The following is a 25,276-nucleotide window of genomic DNA, read 5'->3' as shown; positions in this document are numbered from 1 at the left end:
CTTTTAAGAGTTTGGTTGTCTTTGATATAGAAGGTTTTGGTTGAAATTGAAATCTTTCTGTGGATGGCTGGTTACCGTTCATAGTTTTATGGTTGTAGGCGAAAAGGGTGGTAGCAATACTACCCTTTTCTATTTTACGACCAATTTTATTCTTTATGATACCAAAAGTTGCTTCTAGGTCTGTTTGCTCGCTCTTCCTTTGACCTTCTATCAAAAATGCCGTTATCAAAAAAAACTTTATAAGAGAATGATGGTATAACTGGAAAAAAGCTTCTCTGGTATAATTTCATCGGTTCCTGAGAGAAATCAAGTTGTCCTAATGTAAAATCATCATTGTTATTAACATGATAATAATTAAAATAGGGATTTTGGCGATTATAAGCATTATAGATTGAAAATGACCAAATGGCTCTATTTCCTCTTTTTGTAATTTTATGGTAATTGAATCCTAAATCAAGCCTGTGATAATCTCGCATTCTATCTGAATTTCTTTCTCCATAAATTAAGGTTTCTCTCTCTATTTCAGGATTAAATGGGTCTGGTGTATTTCGAAGCCCAATGGCAGGAGTAAAAGGAAGACCTGTCTGATAAGTCCAATTAGCAGAGAAATCCCATTTTTCATTAATCTTTGTGCTCAAGTTGATGTTGAAAATATGAGGTCTGTCATATTCATACACATAAGGCATTCCATTATTGATTTCAGGAAATTGGTATTCCGTTTTCGATAAAGTATAAGAGGCAAATCCCGTCCATTTACCTTTTGATTTTCGCAGCATAGTTTCCCATCCCATACTTTCTCCTGTTCCTCCGCTTGTGATTTTGTTTTTCCAGTTTGAATCTCCCAGTACAGCTGCTATGCCTTCTTTGTAAGTAGTTAAATTATTCAGTTCCTTATAGTAGATATTGCTTTCTAATTGCCACATATTTTGCTGGAAATTTGCTTTATAGCCCAAAGAAAGCTGATTTGATCTTGAAGCAGCGGCATCTTCATCAGCCGGAATCCAAATCTCATTTGCGCCAATATCTCCAGTTGTGTAAAGCAAATGTGCGTATTGGCTTGCACTGGTAAAACGTGCTAATAGCCATTGATTAGTAGTAACTCCAATTGCTAATTGCCCTCGCTGCACAAAGTCAAAATCTGAATACCTATCATTCTGATAAAAGTTAAATCTGCCCCCAACTTTTAAAGAGCTATTTTTCCAGAAATCTATGTGCTCATCAAAATAAAGTGCGCCTTCTAAAACAGGAATGATTTCATTTTCGGTAATAATATTTTGTGCGTTCGTACTGTTTGGCTGATGGATTTTGTAAGATAATTGTGCGCCAAAATACGTAATTAGGGAATTGCTATTAAAATATTTCCAGTCAGATTGCAAGCGGTTATCGATCAGAGAAGATTGAAAACGGTTGTCAAACGTAGGTTGGTTATTATCTTCATCTTCATAATAAAAACTGTTGTTCTTTAGGCGATAACGAACCACCGAAAAACTGTTTTCTCCTACTAGTTTTGAATTGGGTTTATATTTCCATTGTACAGCTCCCAGCCAATTACCCCAAACGGTCTGCAATCGTGTTTTACCTACTGTATTGGGAATAGTTGAAGCAGATTCCGCCCATAAATTTAGGTAATCATCGCCTTGATAAAAATTGGCTGATAAGGTATGCTTATCATTCAAATTATAAGTGAATTTTCCATTGATATCATGAAAGCCATAAGCAAAAGTGAAGTCATTGCCCTCAGAAAGTGTAGTCCCTAATGCCATTAATCCATCAATCATCGTTTTTCTTGCACTTAGCATATAAGTTGCTTTTTTATTGAGCGCAGGCCCTTCCACCATAAGGCTAGTGGCCATGGGGCCGATACTGAAATTCCCTTTAAATTCTTCGGCATTTCCTTCATATTGCGAAAGGCTAATAATGGAAGATAATTTACCTCCATATCGGGCAGGAAAACCATCTTTATAAATTTCCATGGAATTAATCATATCTGGATTGAAAACAGAATAAAAACCCCCTAAATGATTGACATAAATTAGAGGTATGTTATCGATCATGTATAAGTTTTCACCTGGACTTCCACCTCTAACGATCAACTGACTACTTCCTTCATTCTGCGCAGTAATTCCAGGGAATAATTGAACTGCTTTTAAAACATCTGGAGCCGCACCTATAGTGGGAATATTATTGAAATCCTTAGATTTAAGCTGAGTCATGGGCTGGAAAACATCTCTGACACCCGTCACTTTAACTTCTTTTAGATCCCTATTCATCTTAAGATCAATGTATATATTTTGGCTACTTTCATTTACTAATAGCGTCTGACTTTTGTAGCCCGCATAAGAAATTCTTAGAGAGTCATTACGACTAGCATTTAAGCTAAAATAGCCATTATGGTCACTAATTGTTCCTTTTTTAGTTTGGAGATTGATAATATGAGCCCCAATTAATTTCTCTTTCCCTGATGCATCCCTAACGTATCCCGAAACATTAACTTCCTGAGAGAAAGCATTCTCGCAGCTGATTAATATAAATAAACTTAAGCAAAGGGTTTTAATCCAGTTCATTGGTCAAAATAGTTTTCGGTTCCAGAAGGATAGATGGTGTCAGTTTTTACAAAGGAATAGCCTGCATTAATGCCATAGGCACCTTCAATATTATTAAAATTGGAAATAGCCGCTTGGTTTCCTGAACCTATGATCGGATAGCGACTGTTTTCGTATTGATAGTTCTGCTTTAGGAACTCATAATACGCTTCATTTAGTGTCCATAATTCAACCACTAAAGGAACGACTTCAGAAACCCAAGGCTCATCATTACTTCTAGGAGCAATACCAGCAGTATAATTCATTAAGACTTCCTGACTGTTTCCAGTCATTAACTCATTGGAGAATAAAGGAAAAGGCACACCTTCATTTAACAAAATAGGATCTTCAATTTTAAAGATTTCGAATCTGTTATCATCTTCAAATTCATAATCATAAATTTTTAAAAGACGAATATTTACATAAAAATAGTCCTTTGATGGATTATTTGGGACTTCTATTTTAATGGCAGGATGACTTACCCCTTCATCATCAGTACCAGCCACATCAATATGTTCGATATTCAAAATAGGCTGAGGAGGCGGTATGAGTTGATTAAAACTACTTTTAAGTTCTCCTAAAGCATCAAAAACCTCAAAGTGATAATCTTTAGACGTTTCAATCTGTTGATTCAACTTGTATGTGGCTGAATTTTCATCATATGTTAAATTAAAAGTTTCATTCTCAACCATTAATTGAACAACTGCATCTTCAACTGGCGGATTTCCTTCACCATTTACGGACGTTGTTTTGGTTATTTCTACTTCTATACTATCCCCCGCAATCATTATATTGTTAATAATCCAATCATTATCAAACTCAGGGAAATCATCCTCCAATAATTTTATGCAAGAGCTAAAGCAGAGAATGCTTATAATAAAGCAGGTAGAAATTAATTTATTCATCATCAAAATTTTATACTTAAGCCATATCTGAATTTAGCAGGCGATCTGTAACTATATTCTATAAAAATACCCCAGTGTTTATAAAGATGATAGGCCAATCCTCCACCTATATTATAAAAGAAATAATGTTCTTTTTGTCGAAGTGAATAATTAGGAACTGGAGAATAGCGTCCTCCTACTTTTGCATTGATATATAAATCTAACCGAAAACGATGTCCTTCTTTGAGGAAAAGCTGTAATGGATGGAAATTGCTTTGGACTCCATAATTAAAGGCTCGTGCGGAACCTTCAACAAATCGAGGTGCATCAGGCGGTGGATTAACCCATTCGTAAAGGTAAAAATCAGGATGTGAGGCTAAATAGGTACCTACTTCTAAAAATTTTGTTACCCCTCTATTATATTCTGATTGAAAGAAATGAGAATTTTGGAAACCGTAATACCTGAAAAAGCTATGAGAAGCTTTGATATTATTCCTTCCTTTCAAGCCATTTTGAGCATTAACATCTTCAAAGGAAACAATGAGAAAGGTAAATATTAATAGGGTTGAATATAGCTTTTGGTTCATAACATAATATAAACCTGCAAGCTAAACGATTTATTGTGAGACTTAGGTAATTAGTTGTTGGAAATTTTAAAATATTAAAAATCTTACAGGCATTTAATTACCTGTAAGATTCAAAAATAATGATTACCAATCCATTGGAACTTCCATCAGTAACATCTCAGAATTTGCATTTGCTTTGATGTTTACTTCCTCCAAATTGAGTAATCCAATTCCATCACGCTTTTCCAATTTTTCCCCACCAATTTCAATTTCTCCTTCTAGTAAGAATACAAACAATCCATTATCCTTCTTCTTTAATTCGTAAGTTTTATCAAAATCTTTTTCAAAATCGGCTAAGTGAAACCAGGCATCTTGTTGAATCCAGGTATCTAATCCACTATCTTTCGGTGAAACCACCATTTGAAAACTATTTTTTCTATCTGCCACAGGATAATGCACCTGACCATATCTAGGTTCTATATTTTCCTTATTAGGAAATACCCAAATCTGTAAAAATTCCGTACCAATATCCTTATTTGGGTTAAATTCTGAATGCATAATGCCTGTTCCACCAGACATTACTTGTACATCTCCTTGCTTAATTGTAGCATTATTGCCCATGCTATCTTCATGAGCTAAATCTCCTTTTAAGGGGATAGAGATAATTTCCATATTGTCATGCGGATGTTTTGGGAAACCTGTTCCGCTTGTGATTTTATCATCATTTAATACTCTCAGTGCCCCAAAATGAATTCTATTTGGATCGTAATATGATGCAAAACTAAATGTATGATGGGTATCTAACCATCCATGATTGGCATGTCCTCTTGATTCTGCTTTATAAATAATTTTTTCCATTATATCGAAATTATATGTATGTACATGTAATTACGTAAGAATTGAAAAGTTGTGACAATTATTCAAAAAAATAAATTGGAAGAATCGTAACTACTAATGAATAAAATTAATTCCTCACCACTTCCCGTCCAACTACTGCACCTTGAAGGTGTTTTCATCTTCAAGGTTTTTGAGATTTCAGAGGGTTATCACTGTGAAATTTTAGGGGGTGTTATATGAGATTTTATAAAACATATTAGTTAATTCCAATCAAATAAAGAAAGATTCGAATAGGATTTACTAGGTTGACTTTATTTTATTAATACTTCTATTTATTAATTTTTCGAAATCTGCTTGGCAAAACAATATTATTTATAATTATTATTTTATAATTTTAATGATTCAGAATAAAAACCATAAACAATGAACATGTATTTAAGATCAATAGTATTTGTAGCCGTATTGGCAGTGGCCGCGTGTAGTCCACAGAAGAAAGAAGAAGAGAACAAGAATTCCGAAGCATTTGAAAAAGCTCAAGAAGAAGTGAGAGAGCAAATTTCAGGCGTGGTAAAAGAAATGCCGTCTCCTTCAGAAATTCCTTACTTATTAATGGAAACAGGTGCTGATTTCAATGAAAGCTTGCTCCACAACGTGAAAAACGTAAGTAATTACAGTCAGAACAACGAAGCTGCTGTAAACTTAGGAGTTTATGCGACAGATGTTGCTTATCTAAGTGCTTATGAGAAATCTCAAAAAGCTTTGAATTACTTAACTGAAATCAGACCATTAGCAGATCAACTGGCTTTATCTGGTTCATTTGATCCTCAAACTGTAGAACGCTTTGAAGCGAATCTTTCTAATACGGATTCATTAGCAATGATTGTTAATGAAGCTATTAATAATGCAGATGATCATTTGAGAAAAACAGATCGTCCTAAAGTTGCTGCTTTATTATTGGCAGGTTCGTTCATAGAAGGACTATATATTGCAACGGCATTAGTTGAAAATTATCCTAATGAGCTTCCTGATGAAGCCAGATCATTAATTTTGATTCCTTTGGTAGATGTTATCATCAAACAAGAAGAGCCATTGATTGATTTAATTGAATTGTTAAAAAGTGTAGATCAAGATGATTATATCAAAACTTTAATTAAGGATTTGGAAGGACTTCAAGCAGAGTATAAAAAATTAGATGTTCAAAAATTGATGGATGAAGGTAGAGGCGGAGAATTATTAGAAGATGAAGCTTTAGACAACATTACCAATCAAATGGGTAAAATCAGAGATGATGTAACCGGATGATTTCTCATTAAAAATTCATGCTAAAGAAGGGCTGATTTTCAGAGGCATTGCCTTTACAATCGCCCTTCTTTGGTTTTGATCCAATCCATTCTGTATTCATTAATTATATTAATATTCTTTGCTAAGCCATGAGTGAAAATTTATTAAAAGCCTTACTGGAATTGTTTGCTATAATTGCCAAAGAAGGTACTGTTACGGAAGACGAGCGAGATAATGTAAAAAAGTTTCTAAATGAAACCCTTTCTGAAGAATCAGCAGAACGCCATCTTAAAATGTTCGATGAATTTGCTCATTCAGATGAAGGCACTGGTAGAGATGAAAAAATAGCCCGTATCTGTAAAAAAATAAATGAAGAATTCACCTATCCTCAAAAAATAGTTCTTGCCCTTCAACTTATAGAGCTCATTCTCGCAGATGGAGAAATTGCAGATGAAGAAACAGAAATCCTTGATTATGTAAGCGAGAAAATTAAACTCCCAGCAGAAATCATTGCCTATATTCAAGCCTTTGCCCTAGCAAAAAATATTGAGGACTTTGAATCCGATAAATTCCTGATAGTTGCGGAGAACAATGATATGGTTCCTGACCCTACCTATTTTATTCAGGAAGAGCATTTAGACGGCTTTGTGGCGATATTAAAGCTCTCTGGCACGGAAATGTATTTTGTGAAAAACTTAGGGAATGCTCAGTTAAATATGAATGGTATTCCATTAAGAAAGAATGCTATTACACTTTTCCCTTCAGGTAGTACTATAAAAGGCGAAAAATCACAAACCATATTCTACAGTGATGTAGCTAGCCATTATAAAACAGATACTAATACTTCTAATATCTCATTTGTTGCAGAAAATATCAGTTTTACTTTTCCTAATGGGCACAAAGGACTGCATAATGTGAATATAGCAGAAGACAAAGGAAGATTAGTGGGATTGATGGGAGCTTCTGGCTCAGGAAAATCTACTTTGTTGAATGTGCTGAACGGAAATGAAAATCCTTCTGAAGGTAAAGTTGAAATTAATGGGATTAATATTCATAAAGATCCTGATGCCATTAAAGGAATAATTGGTTATGTTCCTCAAGATGATTTACTGATTGAAGAATTAACTGTTTATGAGAACCTTTATTATGCATCTAAGCTTTGTTTTGATGATAAATCAGAAGCAGAAATAGAAGAATTAGTTTCCAATACATTGGCTTCTCTTGGGTTATCAGAAACCAAGCATTTGAAAGTAGGCTCACCTCTAGATAAAACCATTAGTGGTGGCCAAAGAAAAAGGCTGAATATTGGCTTGGAATTACTAAGAGAGCCTTCAGTGCTTTTCGTGGATGAACCAACTTCGGGGCTTTCATCAAGAGATTCAGAAAATATAATGGATTTACTAAAAGAACTAAGCCTAAAAGGCAAAATGGTTTTTGTGGTGATTCATCAACCATCATCTGACATTTTCCGCATGTTTGATAAGCTTGTGATTTTGGATGTGGGTGGTTTTCAAATCTATTATGGCAATCCTGTTGAAGCCGTTCTTTATTTTAAAAACCAAATTAATACCATTGACAAAGATCAGGCGGCTTGTATTGAATGCGGAAATGTAAATCCTGAGCAGATTTTCAATATCATTGAGACCAAAGTGGTGAATGAATATGGAAAAGCCACGGATGAAAGAAAAATAAGTCCTAAAAAATGGTTTAGCCTGTTTGAAAACCAACTTAATATTCCAAAAGTCAATAACCCAGATCCTTTACCAGAACCAGAATTAAGAATACCAAATTGGGCAAAACAAGTTGGACTATTTTTCCGAAGAGATTTTAAATCCAAATTAGCAAACAGGCAATATTTACTAATTAATTTACTGGAAGCTCCTATTTTAGCAATGCTTTTGGCTTACATTATCAGGTACTATCCTGAGAATGAAAAGAACGAATATTTATTTATAGACAATCTTAATATTCCTGCTTTTTTCTTTATGAGCATTATAGTAGCCCTATTTATGGGACTTACTGTAAGTGCTGAGGAAATCATAAAAGACAGAAAAATATTAAAGCGGGAATCCTTTTTGCATTTGAGCAGAAGCAGTTATTTATTCTCAAAAATTGGAATTCTTTTCCTTTTTTCGGCTGTTCAAACTTTTACATATGTCATAATAGGAGATTTGATATTGGAAGTTGATGGCATGAGTTTAACTTATTGGGCGATACTTTTCACCACCGCTTGCTTCGCCAATATGTTGGGATTGAATATTTCCTCAGCTTTTAATTCAGCCATTACGATTTATATTTTAATCCCGATTTTGTTGATTCCACAATTAATTTTAAGCGGGGTGGTGGTGAAATTTGATAATCTCAATCCACAAATAACTACTCCTGATCAAGTGCCACTTGTTGGTGAATTGATGGCTTCTCGTTGGGCATTTGAAGCTTCAATGGTAGCGCAGTTTAAATCCAATGAATATACACAGCCATTCTATGAATTAGAAAGGCAAATGGCGCAATCGGAATATAAAACGGTTTATTATTTACCAAAGCTTAAATCGAAATTGATGTTCTTAAAGAATAATTTAGATAATAGAGAAGATCCAGAATTTGAACAAGCGGTGAATTTATTGAGGAGAGAAATAGGATTGGAACTTGACGTGGTAGGAGAAGATAAATTTGATGCCTATCACAAATTGACTGTGGATAAATTTGATAATTGGACGGCTATTAAGACAGAATCCTTTTTAAATACTCTGGGTAGATTTTATAATAACTTCTTTAATGAAGCGAATAACAAAAAGGAGAAAGCAATCTTTATGTTGACTCAAAGCCCTGATAAGAAAAAGCAGTTCGAATATTTACGGGATAACTACTATAATAAAACAGTAGCCAATTTGGTTAAAAACACCAATGATCCAAATAGGATTATAGAGTATGATGGAAGGTTAATTCAAAAAATCTATCCTGTGTTTATGGAGCCTCAGCCAGATCATGTGCTTGATTTCAGAACTCAGTTTTATGCTGGTGAGAAATATTTTGCAGGCTATATTTTCAATACTTTGCAGTTTAATTTAGCTGTTATATGGTTGATGAGTATTATTTTATTTGTAACGCTTTACTATGATGTGTTAAGGAAAATTGTGACTTTTAAAAAGCCTTTTTGATTTAACCACAAAATTAAATGAAGATCACGCTAAGTTTCACAAAGGAGAATTAAAACAATTTAGCGTAAAATCAATTAACAGATTATGAAAAACATACTACTACTTAGCACATTTATCCTTACAATATTTGCTTGTCAGCCAACCGAAAAAACGGAGGAAAAGCAAGAGCCCACAAAAGAAGACTCAACTTCTTTCGATGCTACTAAATCAGATCAAAAGGCTGTTGAGCTTGCTGATAAAGTAATAGCAGCTCATGGTGGGGAAGAAAACTGGAATAATACTCGATACATCGCCTGGAATTTTCTAGGAGCTCGTGATTTGATATGGGATAAATACACTGGCAATGTACGAATCGATTTTCCAGGTCAAGAGTCTACTTATTTGATTAATATCAATCAAGATACAGGTAGAGTGAAAATTGGAGAAAGAGAATTGACGAAAGCTGATTCTTTAGCTAAATACATTGAAAGAGGAAAGCAAATTTGGGTGAATGATTCTTATTGGCTGGTTTTCCCTTTTAAATTAAAAGATCCTGGTGTGCAATTAAAATATGTTGGACAAGACACTACCAAAAATGGAGAAGAAGCTGAAGTGATCAGCCTTACTTTTGAGAAAGTAGGATTTACTCCTCAAAATAAATATAAAGCTTATATCGATCCTCAATCTCATTTATTACTGCAATGGGATTACTTTAGAAATGCGTCTGACAGTGCTGCTAGTTTTCAAAATGTTTGGACTGATTATCAGGAATATGGCGATATTATGCTTTCATCAGGCAGGGATGAGCGAGAACTGGGGAATATTAAAGTAGCGCAGGAATGGGATGATGGTGTTTTTGAGGAGTTTTAAAGTAAAGCTGTCATCCGATAAAAATCATATAAGCTAATTCTAAAGGCTTCTTTAGCGTCAGTATTAGGAAAAAGCGGAGTTTTTTTATTCCCAATTGAGATAAAAAACTCCACTTCTTCTGTCATTTTGTTGTAGAGTTTGGTAACAAATAGCATTTCATCTCTTCTTCGATTTCCTTCTAATTTGATCTCTCCACTATTTTCAGATTCCAAGGCTTTCCATTTTACAGTTAGTCCTTCTTTTTTATAACGCTCTGTCATTTCTATTATAGGATAAACTCTATTCACTCGCCAATTCACAACTAATGTGACATTGAAATAAAAATCTGTTGTATCTTCTTGTCGGTCTTCATGCCTGTAAATTCGCCAGCCACCTTCTTCCATCACTTCCAAATCATATTGAGATTGTCTCATATTTCTGAAAAATATGTAAGCATCATCAGTATAACTGAATCTTAGCTTTTCCAACTCTACCTTTTTGGAAGTATTAACCGAGCAAGCCATGCAGGATAAAAAGAAAAGTAAAATAAATTTCTTCATGCTAAAGGAAACTGAAAATAGGTATTCAAGTTTAAATTTAGCTTATTTTTTCGCCCTATAACCTATTGGCACCATGGGCTATCCTTAGATATAGCTATTTTAAATAGCTAAAATTCAACTAAATACAATAAACTTAAAGAAATCAGGATTCTTAATTAATAAATCTGAATCATAAACTAAATAATTAGTAATTTAAAAAATCATTTATTATAATTGCCCTGTAACTATAAAGATTCTTATCACCTTAAAACAAGAAGCTTGAATTTATGGAGTCCACCACCGCTATTTTAAGCATAAAAGATTTATCCTTATCAATAGGAAACCAACATATTTTGGAAGACCTCAATTTTACAATGAATAAGAATTCAATTTTGAGTGTAATCGGAGAAAATGGAAGTGGCAAAACCTCCCTTATCAATATTTTATCAAAAACTTATACCAATCATAAAGGCATAGTCCGCCTTAATGAAAAGAATATTTTACTCTACCCAAAATCTGTTTACAATCAGATATTGGGCTCATTAATTGGTAATGCCTGTGTTTATCCTCATTTAAGCATAAAAGAAAACTTGATTTATGTGGCTAAACTTTACCAATTAAAAGAAAACAGAGTGTCGGAAATACTGGATATTATTGATTTATCCGATGAGAAAGATAAAAAAGTGAAAGCCATCTCGATGGGGATGAAACAAAGGCTTGGATTAGGTATTGCTTTTCTTCATAAACCAGAACTTATTCTATTGGATGAGCCTACCAACGGGCTTGATCAAGCTGGGGTGAAAGATTTAATAGCCTTGATAAAAAAATTAAATCAGAATCATGAGGTTAGCTTTCTTATTGCAAGCCACAACTTTGATTTTTTAGATAAACTTCAGCCTGAAATCCTAGCCCTTAAAAAAGGGAAGGTTGTATTCCATCAAACCTTAAAAGCAAGTAATGAACCGCTAACTATCAATTCTATTTATAATGAATACTGTTAATCAACTAAACACTCAAAAAACACTTCTTCTTACTGAGTTCTATAAAATCAGAAAATACAAGCCTCTGTGGATTATTTTTGGAATATTAGTGGTGCTGCTAACTGGTATGTTTATCAATCAAATTAATCTAAGTGAACAGAGATTTAATATGATGTTTGGGCAATCAGGTTTTTCAAATAAATGGCTTTATGTGTACGATGGTTATATTTCTATATTGTCTTTTTTACTTCCTTCTTTAATTGGTTTGATTGTCGCAAGTTCCATTTATATGGAAATAGCTGCCAATGGGTATTCATTGCTAAATCGTTCGCCCTATTCACTTTTTAATTTTGATGCAATAAAAATCTTAAGCTTAATCCTTATCTCGATACTCTTCTGCTTGATTGCAGGCTTATTTATTATACTATTTTCAGAACTCACATTTATTTTAAAGCCGGAATTTCAAATTGATCCTGAAAAACGTTCTCACTTCTATTTAATAAAGTTTATACCTCGATATTTCCCTTATCTTATAAGTCTTTGTGCTTTCTATTATCTGTTATCATTACTAATTAAAAATTTCACAGTTTTTATGAGTTTGATCATTATTCTGCCTTTATTAACAATGTTGATAATCCCGGATGTTTTTAATCTTATGATCTATCCATTATATGAAAATAGTATTTACTATTCAAATGGAAATCCAATTCGAATGCGTTTACAATCATTCCCGAGTATTGATTTTCATAAAATAAACGTACTCTACATCATTATTTTTTCATTATTGATATATTTTATAAGAGAGAAATCAAAGAAATAGGGGTTTATGTAATCTTAATAGATTTGGATATTTCTTTAATGAGCTCCCAAGCCCGTTCCAAATGATCTTTTTTCAAATCGGGATGACCGCCTACTAATCTTAAGGTGTATTTTCCATTTAGTTTGGTGTGGGTGATGAAGATTTTACCGGTAGTATTTATGCTTTTCAATAATTTCTCATTGAATGTATTCAACTCTTCCTCATTCATTTTGCGATCATTATATCGAAAGCAAAGCAAATTAACAGAAACTGGAGCCAGCATTTCAAAATTTTCAGATGCTTCAATGTCAGTTTTCAACCATTGTGCCCATTCGCAATGATTTCTTATAATAGTTCTTAAATTTTCTGCTCCAAAGCTTCTCAACATAAACCATAATTTCAAGGCTCTAAATCTTCTGCCTAGCTGAATATGCCAATCACGATAATTATTTACCTCATGATCTAAATCTGTTTTTAAATATTCTGGAGTTATGCTATATGCTTGAGTTAATGATTTTGGATCTTTTACATAATATAGACTACAATCAAAGTTTACAAATAACCATTTATGCGGATTAAAAACCATGCTGTCTGCCAATTCCATGCCTTTGCTCATCCAACGCATTTCAGGACAGATCAATGCTGCACCAGAATAGGCGGCATCCACATGAAACCAAAGTTTATACTTTTGAGAAATAGCTCCGATTTCATCTAAAGGATCTACAGCCGTAGTGCCGGTTGTGCCCATTGCACCTAAAACAAATAATGGTTGAAATCCTGAGGCAAGATCATTTTCAATTGCTTTCTCTAACTCCTCTGGAATCATAGCGAAATTTTTATCCACTGGGATCTTGACCAGGTTTTCATAACCAAAACCGGCTATTTTCACATTTTTATCTATGGAGCTATGTGCTTGTTCGGATGCATAAATTCGATATTTCGGCATGCCTGCAAAGCCTTTTTCATTGATCTGAAAACCAGAAGCTTTTTCTCTGGCGGTTATGAGCGCATTAAATGTACCTGTGGAGGCAGTATCTTGAATGGAGCCAGTCCAATCAGTTGATAAGCCTAACAAATCGCGCATCCATTCCATCATGCGATCTTCTAATTCGGTGGCAGCTGGGGAGGTAAGCCACACCATTCCTTGAGTGCCTAAAGTACTCATCAGCATTTCACCTAAAATAGAAGGCTTACTTTTTGATGCCGGAAAATAGGCAAAGAAATTTGGGCTTTCCCAGTGGGTGATGCCGGGCATAATTTTATCCTCAAAATCTTTGAAAATCTTTTCAAATTGCTCTGGTTCTTCAGAAAAGCTTTCGGGAATTTTAGCTTTAATATCTCCTGGCTTTACCTGAGCCATAACCGGATATTGTTCTACATTATCTAAATAATCCGCCATCCAATCAACCATGGAGTGGGCATGCTTTCTAAATTCGTCTGAGGTCATAATAAAACTTGCTATTAAAGGTCTAAATTTAAAGAAAAACGAACTTGCTTAAACTACACATCCTGAAAAATAAGCTCATTACTCAAAATCTTTCCTCAATTTATATTTATGATTAACTTAAGCCCTTAAATTTGTTCTATGAATTTATTCAAAACTATTATTCTGTCTGTTGTCATCTCTATTTTATTTTTGGCTTGCGAAGCGGATTATTATCCTAAACCCAATGGTTATAATAGAATTGATTTGCCCGATCATGAATATAAAGCTTTACCCGATTCATTTCCTTATAGTTTTGAGTATTCTGCTCATGCTAAAATATTACCCGATTCATCCTATAACAGGGGACGATATTGGTTTGCCTTGTTCTATCCAGAATTTATAGCTGAGGTTCATATCACTTACAAATCTCTCAATAATAATCGAGATAGCTTAAGAACCAATATTGATGATGCATATAAATTAACAACAAAACATCAAATCAAAGCTAGTTCCATACAAGAAACAATTTTAATGACCCCAACTGGGAAAAAAGTCTCGGTAGCCGAATTGAAAGGAGATGTACCAAGTCAGTTTCAATTTTACACTACCGATTCCACTGAGAATTTTCTGAGAGGAGCACTTTATTTTAGAACCGCAACAGAAAATGATTCATTGGCGCCAGTCATCGAGTATGTCAAAAAGGATATAATTCATAGTTTGAATACTTTAGAGTGGGATTAAGATGACCTCCTTTTTCAAAACACCCATAGAATTTCTGAAAGGGATGGGGCCACAAAAGGCAGCCCACATCAATAAGGAGTTAGGAATCTTCACTTATGCCGATTTATTACAGCATTATCCTTTTCGATATGAAGACAGAACGAAGTTTTTTAAGGTAAGAGAGCTTCAAGGAGAAATGTCCAATGTACAAGTAAAGGGACAAATTCGATCAAAGCAGTTGGTAGGTGCTGGACGTAAACAACGATTGGCAGTACAATTTGCAGATGAAACCGGTACCATAGAATTGGTTTGGTTTAGTGGGATTAATTGGATCAGCCCTAAATTAAAAATTGGGGTAGATTATGTGGTTTATGGTCAGCCAAAGCGCTTTGGAAGTAAATACACTATGGCGCATCCGGAATTGGAAGTGCTAACTCCTGCTGTTTCACAAAATGAATTTCTTCAACCGGTTTATTCAACATCAGAAACTTTAAGAAGAAAGTATTTAGACAGTAAAGCGATTTTCAAGTTTCAGAAAACTTTACTAAAAGAAGCTTACAACAGAATCCCTGAAACACTTCCAGCTCATATTTTGCAGCAGTATGGCTTTTTAGCAAAGAAAGATGCCGTGGTTCAAATTCATGTGCCCAAAAATCAGCAGTTGCTTCAAAAAGCTCGATTCAGGATGAAGTTTGATGAATTCTTTTTTATGCAGCTTCGGTTGTTGATGCAAAAAAAGGTAAGGCTGGAGAAATTCAAAGGTCAATTGCTGCAAAAAACTGACCTACTAACTGAATTTTATCAATCTCATTTACCATTTGAATTAACTGATGCTCAGAAGAAAGTAATCAAAGAAATTTTTGGAGATTTCAAGAGTGGCAAGCAAATGAATCGCTTACTGCAAGGCGATGTGGGAAGTGGAAAAACTATTGTTGCTTTTATTTCGGCACTTATCGCTATTGACAGCGGGGCACAAGTTGCCTTAATGGCACCTACTCAAATTTTAGCCAATCAACATTATGAAGGCTTAAAAGAATTTGCAGATAAAATTGGGGTTACTATTGCTTTACTTACAGGTTCTACCAAAACCAAAGCAAGAAGAGAAATTCACGAAAGTTTGAAGTCGGGCGAGTTAAAAATATTGGTAGGAACTCATGCACTTTTGGAGGAAGTAGTTCAGTTTCAAAATTTAGGTTTAGCGATTGTGGATGAACAACATCGCTATGGCGTAGCACAAAGAGCACGTTTGTGGAAAAAGAATGAAAATTTCGTACCTCACGTTTTGATTATGACTGCCACACCAATCCCTAGAACTCTGTCCATGTCAGTTTATGGAGATTTGGATATTTCCATAATCGATGAATTGCCAAAAGGTCGAAAGCCCATCAAAACTATTCATCAATATGATGCTAACCGACTTAAATTAAATGGATTTTTAAAAAAGGAAATAAAAAAAGGCAGGCAAGTTTATGTGGTTTATCCATTGATTGAAGAATCAGAAAAGCTGGATTTGAAAGATTTAATGGATGGCTATGAAAGTATAGCAAGGGCATTTCCTGAATACCCGATCAGCATTGTGCATGGAAAAATGAAAGCTGCTGATAAAGATTTTGAAATGGCTCGATTTGTAAAAGGAGAAACCAAAATAATGGTGGCTACTACTGTAATTGAGGTGGGTGTGAATGTGCCGAATGCGTCATTGATGGTAATTGAAAATGCGGAACGTTTTGGATTAGCGCAATTGCATCAGTTACGCGGAAGAGTGGGGCGTGGTGCTGAGCAATCCTATTGTGTATTGGTAAGTAGTTATAAATTAAGCAAAGAAGCTAGAACAAGGATTGAAACTATGGTTCGTACTACCGATGGTTTCGAAATTGCTCAAGTAGATATGAATTTAAGGGGGCCAGGTGATATGATGGGCACTCAGCAAAGCGGGCAATTAGATTTATTGATTGGTGATTTAAGAGAGGATGAACCCATTTTATCCATTGCAAGACAAAGTGCACAGGCAATAATTGCTAAGGATCCAAATCTGGAAATGGAAGAAAATAGCTTGATCCGCCAGCAAGTTGAAAATCAGAAAAAGAAGAATCTTAATTGGAGCAGAATTTCATGACACTCGCTTAATGTTTGGAATGGTGAGGCCGAGGGAAAAACATAAGAGATAACAAAAGGAAAGCCTAAGGCTTTTCTCTTAACCACAGAGATTCTCTAAGTATTTCACAAAGTAACACAAAGGAACAGCTAAAGCTGTTGTTAGGCTCTCTAATATACGAATTAGCTCAATCAAACATATATAAGGTATGTTTGATTCCCTTTTAGATAGGAATTCATGGTAAAGAATTATAATATTTGTGGCCTTTGCGAAATCCTCTGTGCAACTCAGTGGTTAAAGTACAAGTAGCCTTTGGCTACCATATGTTTTCTTCTGAAGTTTTGTGGTGGAAAGTGATCAGTTTATCTTTTTATATTGAATTTCCTGATTTTTAATTACATTTGCATCCCTAAGAATGAAAAGGAAAAATAACATAAGGTCAATTAAGCAATCAGGCAGTCTAATATTTGGACTGGCAATGGCTGTATTGTTATTTTTTCAGCAACCTTATGTTGCTGATATTTCTGAAAAGGTTGAGAAAACAGAGCAAAGCGAAAAAGAAAAGCCACAAGCGGAATATCGCATGATGGCTTACGATGTGCTTTTGCCAGTAATGCAATTCAATTTATTCCATTCATTTGATTTGTTGTTAGAAATTCCTAATCCCAATACAGAGGATTTCACAATACTTGAATGCGTAGAAAAAGCTTATCAAAATTACTTTTATACTTTATTTAGGCTCATTATATCACCAAATGCGCCCTAATATAGTAAGTTAGTCATTTCAAAATTTTGATCTCTTCAGATCATTTATTCAATCAATTTAATATTAATTAAACATATGAAACCGTGAAATTCCATGGTTTTATAAAATCACTTCAAATACTACAATTAACATGAAAAACAAAGGATTTATCGTGTTCATGACAGCAATAGTTACATTATTATGTATCTATTATTTGTCATTCACATTTGTTTCAAACGGCATAAAAGATGATGCCACAGCTTACGCTACTAATGCGGAAGGAAATATTGATTATTCAAAAAGACAGAGTTTTTTAGATTCAGTCTACAATGTTCCTGTTTATAGCCTTTTAGGGGTTGAATTCACCTATAAGGAAGTTCAAGACATGGAATTAAACTTAGGTCTAGATTTACAAGGTGGTATGCACGTGACTTTGGAAGTTTCTCCAGTGGATATCATTAAAGGATTAAGCGGTAATAATGGAGATGAAGCATTAATTAATGCATTAGAAACTGCAAAAGAAAGACAGAAAACTAGTCAGGGCTCCTTTGTTGATTTATTTTACCAAGCTTTTAAGGAACAAAACCCTGACAAGAAATTAAGTGAATTCTTTGCTACTTCTGCTAACAGAGATAGGATCAGCTTTCAAACGGAAGACAGCGAAGTATTAAGAATTATTCGTTCAGAAGTTGATGATGCAATTGATCGTTCTTTTGAAATCTTAAGGACTAGGATTGATAGATTTGGTACTTCTCAACCTAATATTCAAAAACTAGAGAACACTGGTAGAATTCAAATTGAATTACCAGGTGTTGATAATCCTGAAAGAGTAAAGAAATTACTTCAAGGTGTGGCAAAGTTGGAGTTCTTACAAGTTATTGAAATCAATGAGGTATCTGAAGCGCTTTCTGAAGCGAATGAAATATTAGTAGCAGAACAAAAAGCCAATCAGAAAAATGAATTAGGTTCTGATGATTCAACTGAAACATATCAAGAAGAAAGTGGAAATTTAGCAGACTTATTGCAAGATGAGGAGACAGATACTACTGCTACTGAAGGACAAGAGGCTGATACAACCACAAATGCTAATCTTGATTCATTGGAGAATTCACAAAATGTTTCTCCTTTGTTCAGCTTAATCAAAAGTCAATATGGATTGGTTTATGAAATAACTGATACATCTAAAATTAATGATATCATTCAAAGAGAAGATATTCAAGCTTTATTCCCAAGAAACACAAGACTTTTATGGGATGTAAAACCAAGAAAATTGGATGATGGAACTGAGCTTTTAGAACTATATGTAGTAAGAACTCAAAGAGGAAACCAAGCATTATTAACAGGCGAGGTAGTCAACGATGCAAGACAAACATTTGATCAGGGAGGTCAGCCGGCTGTTGATATGAGCATGGATCCAACAGGAGCTAGAAAATGGGCGAAAATCACTAGAGAAAACATCAACAATAGAATTGCTATTGTTTTAGATAACTATGTGTATTCCGCACCAAGGGTAAACCAAGAAATCCCAAATGGTAAGTCCATTATTGAGGGAAATTTCACTATGGAAGAAGCTAAAGATTTAGCTAATATCTTGAAGGCAGGTTCTTTACCAGCTCCAACTAGAATTGTGGAGGAAGCAATCATTGGTCCAACTTTAGGTAAAGAAGCTAGAGCACAAGGAATTATTTCTATTGTTGCTGGTTTGGGTATGGTATTGATTTTCATGGTTGCCTATTATTCTAAAGGTGGTTTGATTGCTAACATAGCTTTAGTTTTCAATATCTTCTTTATTTTAGGAATTTTAGCCCAATTGAATGCGGCATTGACATTGCCAGGTATTGCTGGTATAGTATTGACAATTGGTATGTCCATTGATGCCAACGTACTAATCTTTGAACGAATCAGAGAGGAAATGCGAGCAGGTTCACCATTATTAAAAGCTATTTCTTCTGGTTATTCAAAAGCTTATAGTTCAATTGTGGATGCTAACGTAACCACTTTCTTAACTGGTGCTATTTTATATTGGTTAGGACAAGGACCTGTTAAAGGATTTGCTATTACCTTAATGATTGGTATTGCATGTTCATTTTTCTCAGCGGTATTTATCACAAGAGTAATTGTAAGTTGGATGAGCAAAAAAGGTGACCAAAGTAAGATCTCATTTGCTACTCCATTCTCTAAGAACTTATTGAACGATATCAATTTCAACTTTATGAGCAAGAGAAAAATGGCTTATATAGGTTCTGGAATAGTAATTACAATTGGTATTATATTAATGGTTACTAAAGGATTGACATTAGGCGTTGATTTCACCGGTGGTCGTTCTTATATAGTGAGATTTGCAGAGCAAGTTGAAACTACTAGTCTTAAAGTAGCTTTAAATGGAAAACTGGAAGATGCTGGAACTGAAGTGAAAACTTATGGTGCCAATAATATCCTTAAAGTAACTACTTCATATTTGGTAAATGAAGAATCAACAGAAGCAGATAATACAGTTAAAACTAAAATCGTTGATGGTATAGCGGAAGCAACCGGAATGAGTTACGTGGAAACTGAATCTGCAATGGGTGATAATGACTTTACCATTAGCGGTTCTTCGAAAGTGGGGGCAACCATTGCCGATGATATTAGAAACTCATCTCAGGAATCCGTAATATTTGCATTAATTGCAATCTTTATCTACATCCTAATCCGATTTAGAAGGTGGCAATTTGGTTTAGGTGCTGTTGTGGCCTTGTTCCATGATACTCTATTCGTGTTGTCAGCATTTGCCATAGCAAAATTACTGGGCTTCTCATTCGAAATCGATCAGGTATTTATTGCGGCTATCTTAACAGTTATTGGTTACTCCATTAACGATACTGTGGTAGTGTTTGATAGGATTAGGGAGACTTTGGGTATTAAATCGAAAGCCACTAATGAAGAAACTTTCAACACGGCAATCAATAATACGATAAGCAGAACTGTAATGACTTCCTTAACTACGTTATTGGTAATTTTAATTCTATTTATTTTCGGTGGAGAAGTATTAAGAGGATTCTCTTTTGCTTTATTGGTTGGTATCTTAGTAGGTACGTACTCTTCTATCTTTATTGCAACTCCAGTTGTATTAGATTTAGCGAAGAGAAAAAAGAAAGCAGTAGAAGCTTAATAAGTTAAATATTCAATATTGTTTTAGTTTAAGTCCGATTTCTTTCTCCGCCAACTGGTGGGGAAAGAATAAGGATTAAGCTTGATAAAAGTCAATAAAAAAGCCTTTCAGAAATTAATCTGAAAGGCTTTTTACTTTTTAAGCTTATTTAAACTATGCTAGAGCCTCTTCTGGCTTATCTTCATATTCAGATACTGGAATACAACTACACATCAAGTTTCTATCGCCATAAGCACTATCAATTCGGCTAACACTTGGCCAGAATTTGCTTTGACGAACTGATTCTAATGGAAATACTGCCTTTTCTCGTGAGTAAGGCAATTCCCATTTCTCTGCTAATGCTACCGACATAGTATGAGGTGCATTTTTCAATACGTTCTGCTCAGCATCCGCTTTTCCGTCTGCTATTTCCTGTATTTCCTTTCTAATAGAAATCATAGCAGTACAGAATTTATCCAATTCCATTTTGCTTTCACTTTCAGTAGGCTCAATCATCATTGTACCTGGAACTGGGAATGAAACAGTAGGAGAGTGATATCCATAATCCATCAATCTCTTAGCTATATCTTCTACTTCAACACCAAATTCTTTGAAAGCTCGACAATCAATAATCATTTCGTGGGCAGCACGTCCTTTTTGGTTAGTGTAAAGCACAGGATAACTACCCGCTAATGATTCCTTAATATAATTAGCATTTAATATCGCTAACTGTGTAGCTCTTTTAAGCCCTTGGCTGCCCATCATGGAGATGTAAGCGTAACTTATCGCTAATATGCTTGCGCTTCCCCAAGGTGCTGCTGAAATAGCCGTAATAGCTTGGTTTCCACCAGTAGGTACTAAAGGATTGCCCGGTAAGAAATCTTCTAAATGTTCTGCCACACAAATTGGTCCCATACCTGGTCCGCCACCACCGTGAGGAATACAGAATGTTTTATGCAAATTCAAATGACAAACATCAGCTCCAATATTTGCAGGAGAAGTTAAACCCACTTGAGCATTCATGTTGGCACCATCCATATAAACTTGGCCACCATTATCATGAATGATTTGACAGATTTCTTGAATACTTTCCTCAAATACTCCGTGAGTTGAAGGGTAAGTTACCATCAAGGAAGATAAGTTATTTTTATATTCTTCCGCCTTAGCTTTTAAATCATCCAAATCAATGTTTCCTTGATCATCACATTTCGTAATGATCACTTTCATTCCAGCCATAACTGCACTTGCAGGGTTAGTGCCATGTGCGGAGGAAGGAATAATAGTAACATTTCTATGATCGTCCCCTCTGCTTTGGTGATAGGCTCTGATTACCATCAAACCGGCATATTCTCCCTGAGCACCTGAATTAGGCTGCAAAGAAGTAGCAGCAAATCCGGTGATTTCAGTCAACATATTTTCCAACTTAATGAACATTTCTCTATAACCTAGAGCTTGTTCTTTTGGAGCATAAGGATGAATATGTGCCAATTCTGGCCATGTGATTGGAATCATTTCGGCAGTGGCATTTAATTTCATGGTGCAAGAGCCCAATGAAATCATAGAATGCACTAAGGATAAATCCTTATTTTCTAGCCTTTTGATATATCTCAACATTTCGTGCTCAGCATGAAACTGATTAAAAATCGGGTGCTCCATGAATCTGCTTTCACGAATCAATTGCTTTGGCCAGTCTAATTCTAATTGATTAATTTTATCTTCAACAGAATATTTATCAGCATCCTCATCCACTACCAAAGCGAAAATTTCGATCAACTCTTTTATATCATGAATACGAGTGGTTTCATTTAATGCAATCGAAACAGTATGTGTTCCGCTTAAATTAAGATTGATTTTTCTTTCGTATAATAAAGAGTGAAGTTTTTCTCTTAATTTTTCAGACTCAAGCTGAATTGTAATAGTATCGAAGAAATTTTTATTACTTACTTCATAACCTAAGGATGTAAGGGCATTAGCCAATAATTTAGCAAGAGAATGAGTTCTCACTGCAATTTTTTTCAATCCAACAGGACCGTGATAAACACCAAACATACCAGACATGATGGCTAACAATACTTGAGCAGTACAAATATTAGAAGTTGCTTTTTCTTTTTTAATATGTTGCTCTCTAGTTTGAAGCGCCATTCTGTAGGCTTTATTCCCTTCTTTATCTATAGATACGCCAATGATTCTACCTGGAACTTGTCTTTTGTAAGCCTCTCTAGTAGCAAAATAAGCGGCATGTGGTCCACCATAGCCTAATGGAATTCCGAATCGTTGTGATGTACCTACTACACAATCAGCTCCCATTTCACCTGGAGGAGTCAATAAAGTTAAAGCCAATAAATCTGCCCCAATAGTGGAATGGATGTTATTTTCAGTGGCTGCTTCAATGATTGGTTTAAGATCATTTACTTCACCTTTTAGGTTTATTTGTTGAGCATAAAATCCGAAAATATCAGGATCTGTTACATCTAATTGAGATAAATCAGCAAACCTCAACTCAATTCCCATCGGATTAGCTCTTGTTTTAAGAATATCGATGGTTTGCGGGAAAGTATTTTCATCAACAAAGAAAACCTTAGCAGATTTTTTCTTTCCTTTTCTTAAACCGTAGAACATACTCATAGCTTCAGCAGCAGCAGTACCTTCATCTAAAAGAGAAGCATTTGCAATTTCCATTCCGGTCAAATCAATGACCATAGTTTGAAAATTAATCAAAGCTTCCAATCTACCTTGTGCAATTTCAGCCTGATACGGAGTATAAGCAGTATACCAACCCGGGTTTTCCAAAATATTTCTTTGAATAACTCCAGGTGTATGCGTATTGTAATACCCTAACCCGATGTAAGACCTAAAAATTTGATTTTTCTGAGCAATCTCTTTGAAAGACTCTAAAAATTCAAACTCAGTTTGAGCCTCAGGTAGGTTTAAATCCTTCTTAAGCTGAATAGCTTTTGGGATGGTTTCATCAATAAGATGTTCTAAGGAATCGGCTTTTACCGTTTTCAGCATCTCTGATATTTGCTGATTATCCGGTGCATTATGCCTCACATCAAATCTTTCTTGGTACAGCGGGTTTAATTTCATAATATTAGAAAGTATCTTTAATAAATATTTTAGATATTCACGTACTGTTTCGTGCCACAAAAGTACAATATATTATTTAGGAATTTTGTTCAATAAACAGTAAAAAATTTAAATAAATTTACCTTTAAACCCTTAATTATGAAGACTTTTTTCTCCACTCTAATCATGAGTTTTATGGCTGTCAGTCTGTTATCAGCTCAAGTAATGGAAAAGCAAGCTAGAAAGTATGCCAAAACGATTACACATGAAGATTTAACCGAGCATTTAACCCTTTTAGCCTCTGATTCTTTAGAGGGCAGAGAAACTGGGAAAAAGGGACAAAAAATGGCAGCTGATTATCTTAAAAATCAATTTGAGTCATTAGGCTTAACAGCTCCTGTTGATGGTTCTTATTTTCAAAAGTTTAATTTATATCAAACTTATAGAGGAAAGGCTGAATTGGTGGTGAATGGTAAAACTGTTCAGAACCTTGATCAAATGGTTTATTGGGCAAATGTTCCTTTTGAAAAAAATAAAATTGATTTAGTATATGTAAATAAGGCTCAAGAAGAAGATTTAAAAAATATAGAGGCAGAAGGTAAATTTTTAGCTTTTCAAGCTGAAGGGCAATTCACTCCAACATTAAAAGTTATTGAAGACCTTGGAGCAAAGGGAGCAATTATTTTTGCAGAAGACAGCAGCAAAATGGACATGGTTTTGCGTTATGGGAAATATTACGCAACTCATGGTTCTTTATCTAGAACGGAGCCTTCAAAAGAAGGGTTAGCTAGCGTAGTGCTGTATAATGAGTTAGCGGAGGATGTTTTTGGTAAACCAATTTCTGAATTGAAAATTGGAGATACTGCTTCTGCTGAGTTGTTTGCAGAAATAAATACCGAGATAATGGAAACTGAAAATGTGTTAGGCTATTTGGAAGGAACTGAGAAGAAAGAAGAATTAATTGTTCTGACTGCACATTATGATCATGTGGGCATTCAAGATGGAAAAGTATATAATGGCGCAGATGATGATGCTTCTGGAACAACTGCTATTTTGGAAATAGCTGAAGCATTTGTGAAAGCGAAAGAAGATGGACATGGCCCTAAAAGAAGTATTTTATTTATGCCAGTAACTGGTGAAGAAAAAGGTTTATTAGGTTCGGCTCACTATGCTGAGAATCCTGTTTTCCCATTAGAAAATACGGTAACGAATTTGAATATAGATATGATCGGTAGAGTTGATTCTGTTCATATGGATGATAGAGAATTTGTATATTTGATTGGGTCTGATAGAATCTCAACTGAATTACATGAAATCAGTGAGGCGATGAATGCAAATTACACTAAATTAGATTTAGATTACACCTATAATGCCGAAGATCATCCTGATAGAATTTATTATCGATCAGATCATTGGAACTTTGCAAAAAATGGTGTTCCGATCATCTTCTATTTTAACGGGACTCATCCAGATTATCATCAGCATACAGATACAGTGGATAAAATTGAATTTGATTTATTAAAAAAGAGAACTGATTTAGTATTCTATACTACTTGGGAAATAGCAAACCGAGACGAAAGACCGGCAATAGATCCTGAAGAGGAAGAGGAAAAAGAAGATAATAAAGAGTAAATAATAGC

The 25,276-nt window shown here is 34.7% G+C and carries 17 protein-coding genes; 10 read left to right on the top strand and 7 right to left on the bottom strand.

The annotated features are described in order from the left end of the window. Window positions 1-146: 146 nt before the first annotated feature. From QYS49_RS01465 to QYS49_RS01450, 4 genes are all read right to left on the bottom strand, one after another. Window positions 147-2,564, bottom strand: a complete 2,418-nt coding sequence (locus QYS49_RS01465; RefSeq protein WP_308349852.1) for a TonB-dependent receptor — start codon at window positions 2,562-2,564, stop codon at window positions 147-149. Beyond that, entirely contained in the window at window positions 2,561-3,487 is a 927-nt protein-coding gene (locus QYS49_RS01460) for a DUF4249 family protein (protein ID WP_308349851.1), read from the bottom strand. The genes QYS49_RS01465 and QYS49_RS01460 overlap by 4 nt, the downstream gene beginning before the upstream one ends. Before the next feature lie 2 nt (window positions 3,488-3,489). After that, window positions 3,490-4,053 (bottom strand): hypothetical protein, encoded by a 564-nt coding sequence (locus QYS49_RS01455; RefSeq protein ID WP_308349850.1) that lies wholly within the window; start codon window positions 4,051-4,053, stop codon window positions 3,490-3,492. 123 nt (window positions 4,054-4,176) lie between these two features. Then, complete coding sequence (locus tag QYS49_RS01450; protein WP_308349849.1) at window positions 4,177-4,890, bottom strand: pirin family protein; 714 nt, start codon at window positions 4,888-4,890, stop codon at window positions 4,177-4,179. Between the two features lie 408 nt (window positions 4,891-5,298). Between QYS49_RS01450 and QYS49_RS01445 the strand changes: the two genes are divergently transcribed. From QYS49_RS01445 to QYS49_RS01435, 3 genes are all read left to right on the top strand, one after another. Next, window positions 5,299-6,171: a hypothetical protein gene (locus QYS49_RS01445; protein WP_308349848.1), complete on the top strand. Its 873-nt coding sequence runs from the start codon at window positions 5,299-5,301 to the stop codon at window positions 6,169-6,171. A 128-nt stretch (window positions 6,172-6,299) separates the two neighbouring features. Then, window positions 6,300-9,308 carry an ATP-binding cassette domain-containing protein gene (locus tag QYS49_RS01440; RefSeq protein WP_308349847.1) on the top strand — a complete coding sequence of 1,003 codons (3,009 nt, stop codon included), beginning with the start codon at window positions 6,300-6,302 and terminating at the stop codon, window positions 9,306-9,308. An 84-nt stretch (window positions 9,309-9,392) separates the two neighbouring features. Continuing rightward, complete coding sequence (locus QYS49_RS01435) at window positions 9,393-10,157, top strand: hypothetical protein (protein WP_308349846.1); 765 nt, start codon at window positions 9,393-9,395, stop codon at window positions 10,155-10,157. On the opposite strand, the gene QYS49_RS01430 is transcribed toward QYS49_RS01435, so the two are convergent. Further along, window positions 10,154-10,696 (bottom strand): hypothetical protein, encoded by a 543-nt coding sequence (locus QYS49_RS01430; protein WP_308349845.1) that lies wholly within the window; start codon window positions 10,694-10,696, stop codon window positions 10,154-10,156. The genes QYS49_RS01435 and QYS49_RS01430 overlap by 4 nt on opposite strands. 266 nt (window positions 10,697-10,962) lie before the next feature. On the opposite strand from QYS49_RS01430, the gene QYS49_RS01425 reads away from it, so the two are divergent. Together QYS49_RS01425 and QYS49_RS01420 are read left to right on the top strand one after the other, a co-directional pair. Continuing rightward, the gene (locus tag QYS49_RS01425) at window positions 10,963-11,676 is read left to right on the top strand and encodes an ABC transporter ATP-binding protein (RefSeq protein ID WP_308349844.1); all 714 of its coding nucleotides are present in this window, start codon (window positions 10,963-10,965) and stop codon (window positions 11,674-11,676) included. Next, a complete protein-coding gene (locus tag QYS49_RS01420; protein ID WP_308349843.1) occupies window positions 11,663-12,475 on the top strand; it encodes an ABC transporter permease in 813 nt (270 codons plus the stop codon). Before QYS49_RS01425 ends, QYS49_RS01420 begins: the two co-directional genes overlap by 14 nt. 4 nt (window positions 12,476-12,479) lie before the next feature. Here QYS49_RS01420 and QYS49_RS01415 read toward each other — a convergent pair whose 3' ends face one another. Next, the gene (locus QYS49_RS01415) at window positions 12,480-13,901 is read right to left on the bottom strand and encodes a pyridoxal phosphate-dependent decarboxylase family protein (protein ID WP_308349842.1); all 1,422 of its coding nucleotides are present in this window, start codon (window positions 13,899-13,901) and stop codon (window positions 12,480-12,482) included. Between the two features lie 138 nt (window positions 13,902-14,039). Here QYS49_RS01415 and gldD point away from each other — a divergent pair, with 138 nt between their 5' ends. From gldD to secDF, 4 genes are all read left to right on the top strand, one after another. Continuing rightward, window positions 14,040-14,621, top strand: a complete 582-nt coding sequence (gene gldD / locus QYS49_RS01410) for a gliding motility lipoprotein GldD (RefSeq protein WP_308349841.1) — start codon at window positions 14,040-14,042, stop codon at window positions 14,619-14,621. Window position 14,622: 1 nt separating this feature from the next. Then, entirely contained in the window at window positions 14,623-16,716 is a 2,094-nt protein-coding gene (gene recG / locus QYS49_RS01405) for an ATP-dependent DNA helicase RecG (RefSeq protein WP_308349840.1), read from the top strand. A gap of 394 nt (window positions 16,717-17,110) precedes the next feature. Beyond that, a complete protein-coding gene (locus QYS49_RS01400; protein ID WP_308349839.1) occupies window positions 17,111-17,461 on the top strand; it encodes a hypothetical protein in 351 nt (116 codons plus the stop codon). A gap of 130 nt (window positions 17,462-17,591) precedes the next feature. Further along, window positions 17,592-20,591: a protein translocase subunit SecDF gene (gene secDF, locus QYS49_RS01395; RefSeq protein WP_308349838.1), complete on the top strand. Its 3,000-nt coding sequence runs from the start codon at window positions 17,592-17,594 to the stop codon at window positions 20,589-20,591. A 153-nt stretch (window positions 20,592-20,744) separates the two neighbouring features. Here secDF and gcvP read toward each other — a convergent pair whose 3' ends face one another. After that, window positions 20,745-23,657: an aminomethyl-transferring glycine dehydrogenase gene (gcvP, locus tag QYS49_RS01390; protein WP_308349837.1), complete on the bottom strand. Its 2,913-nt coding sequence runs from the start codon at window positions 23,655-23,657 to the stop codon at window positions 20,745-20,747. Between the two features lie 138 nt (window positions 23,658-23,795). On the opposite strand from gcvP, the gene QYS49_RS01385 reads away from it, so the two are divergent. Beyond that, window positions 23,796-25,268 (top strand): M28 family peptidase, encoded by a 1,473-nt coding sequence (locus QYS49_RS01385; protein ID WP_308349836.1) that lies wholly within the window; start codon window positions 23,796-23,798, stop codon window positions 25,266-25,268. Window positions 25,269-25,276: the final 8 nt, after the last annotated feature.

Origin of the sequence: Marivirga salinae, from assembly GCF_030503855.1 — a bacterium.
GTDB lineage: Bacteria > Bacteroidota > Bacteroidia > Cytophagales > Cyclobacteriaceae > Marivirga > Marivirga salinarum.
This window is presented reverse-complemented; position numbering and strand designations above follow the sequence as displayed.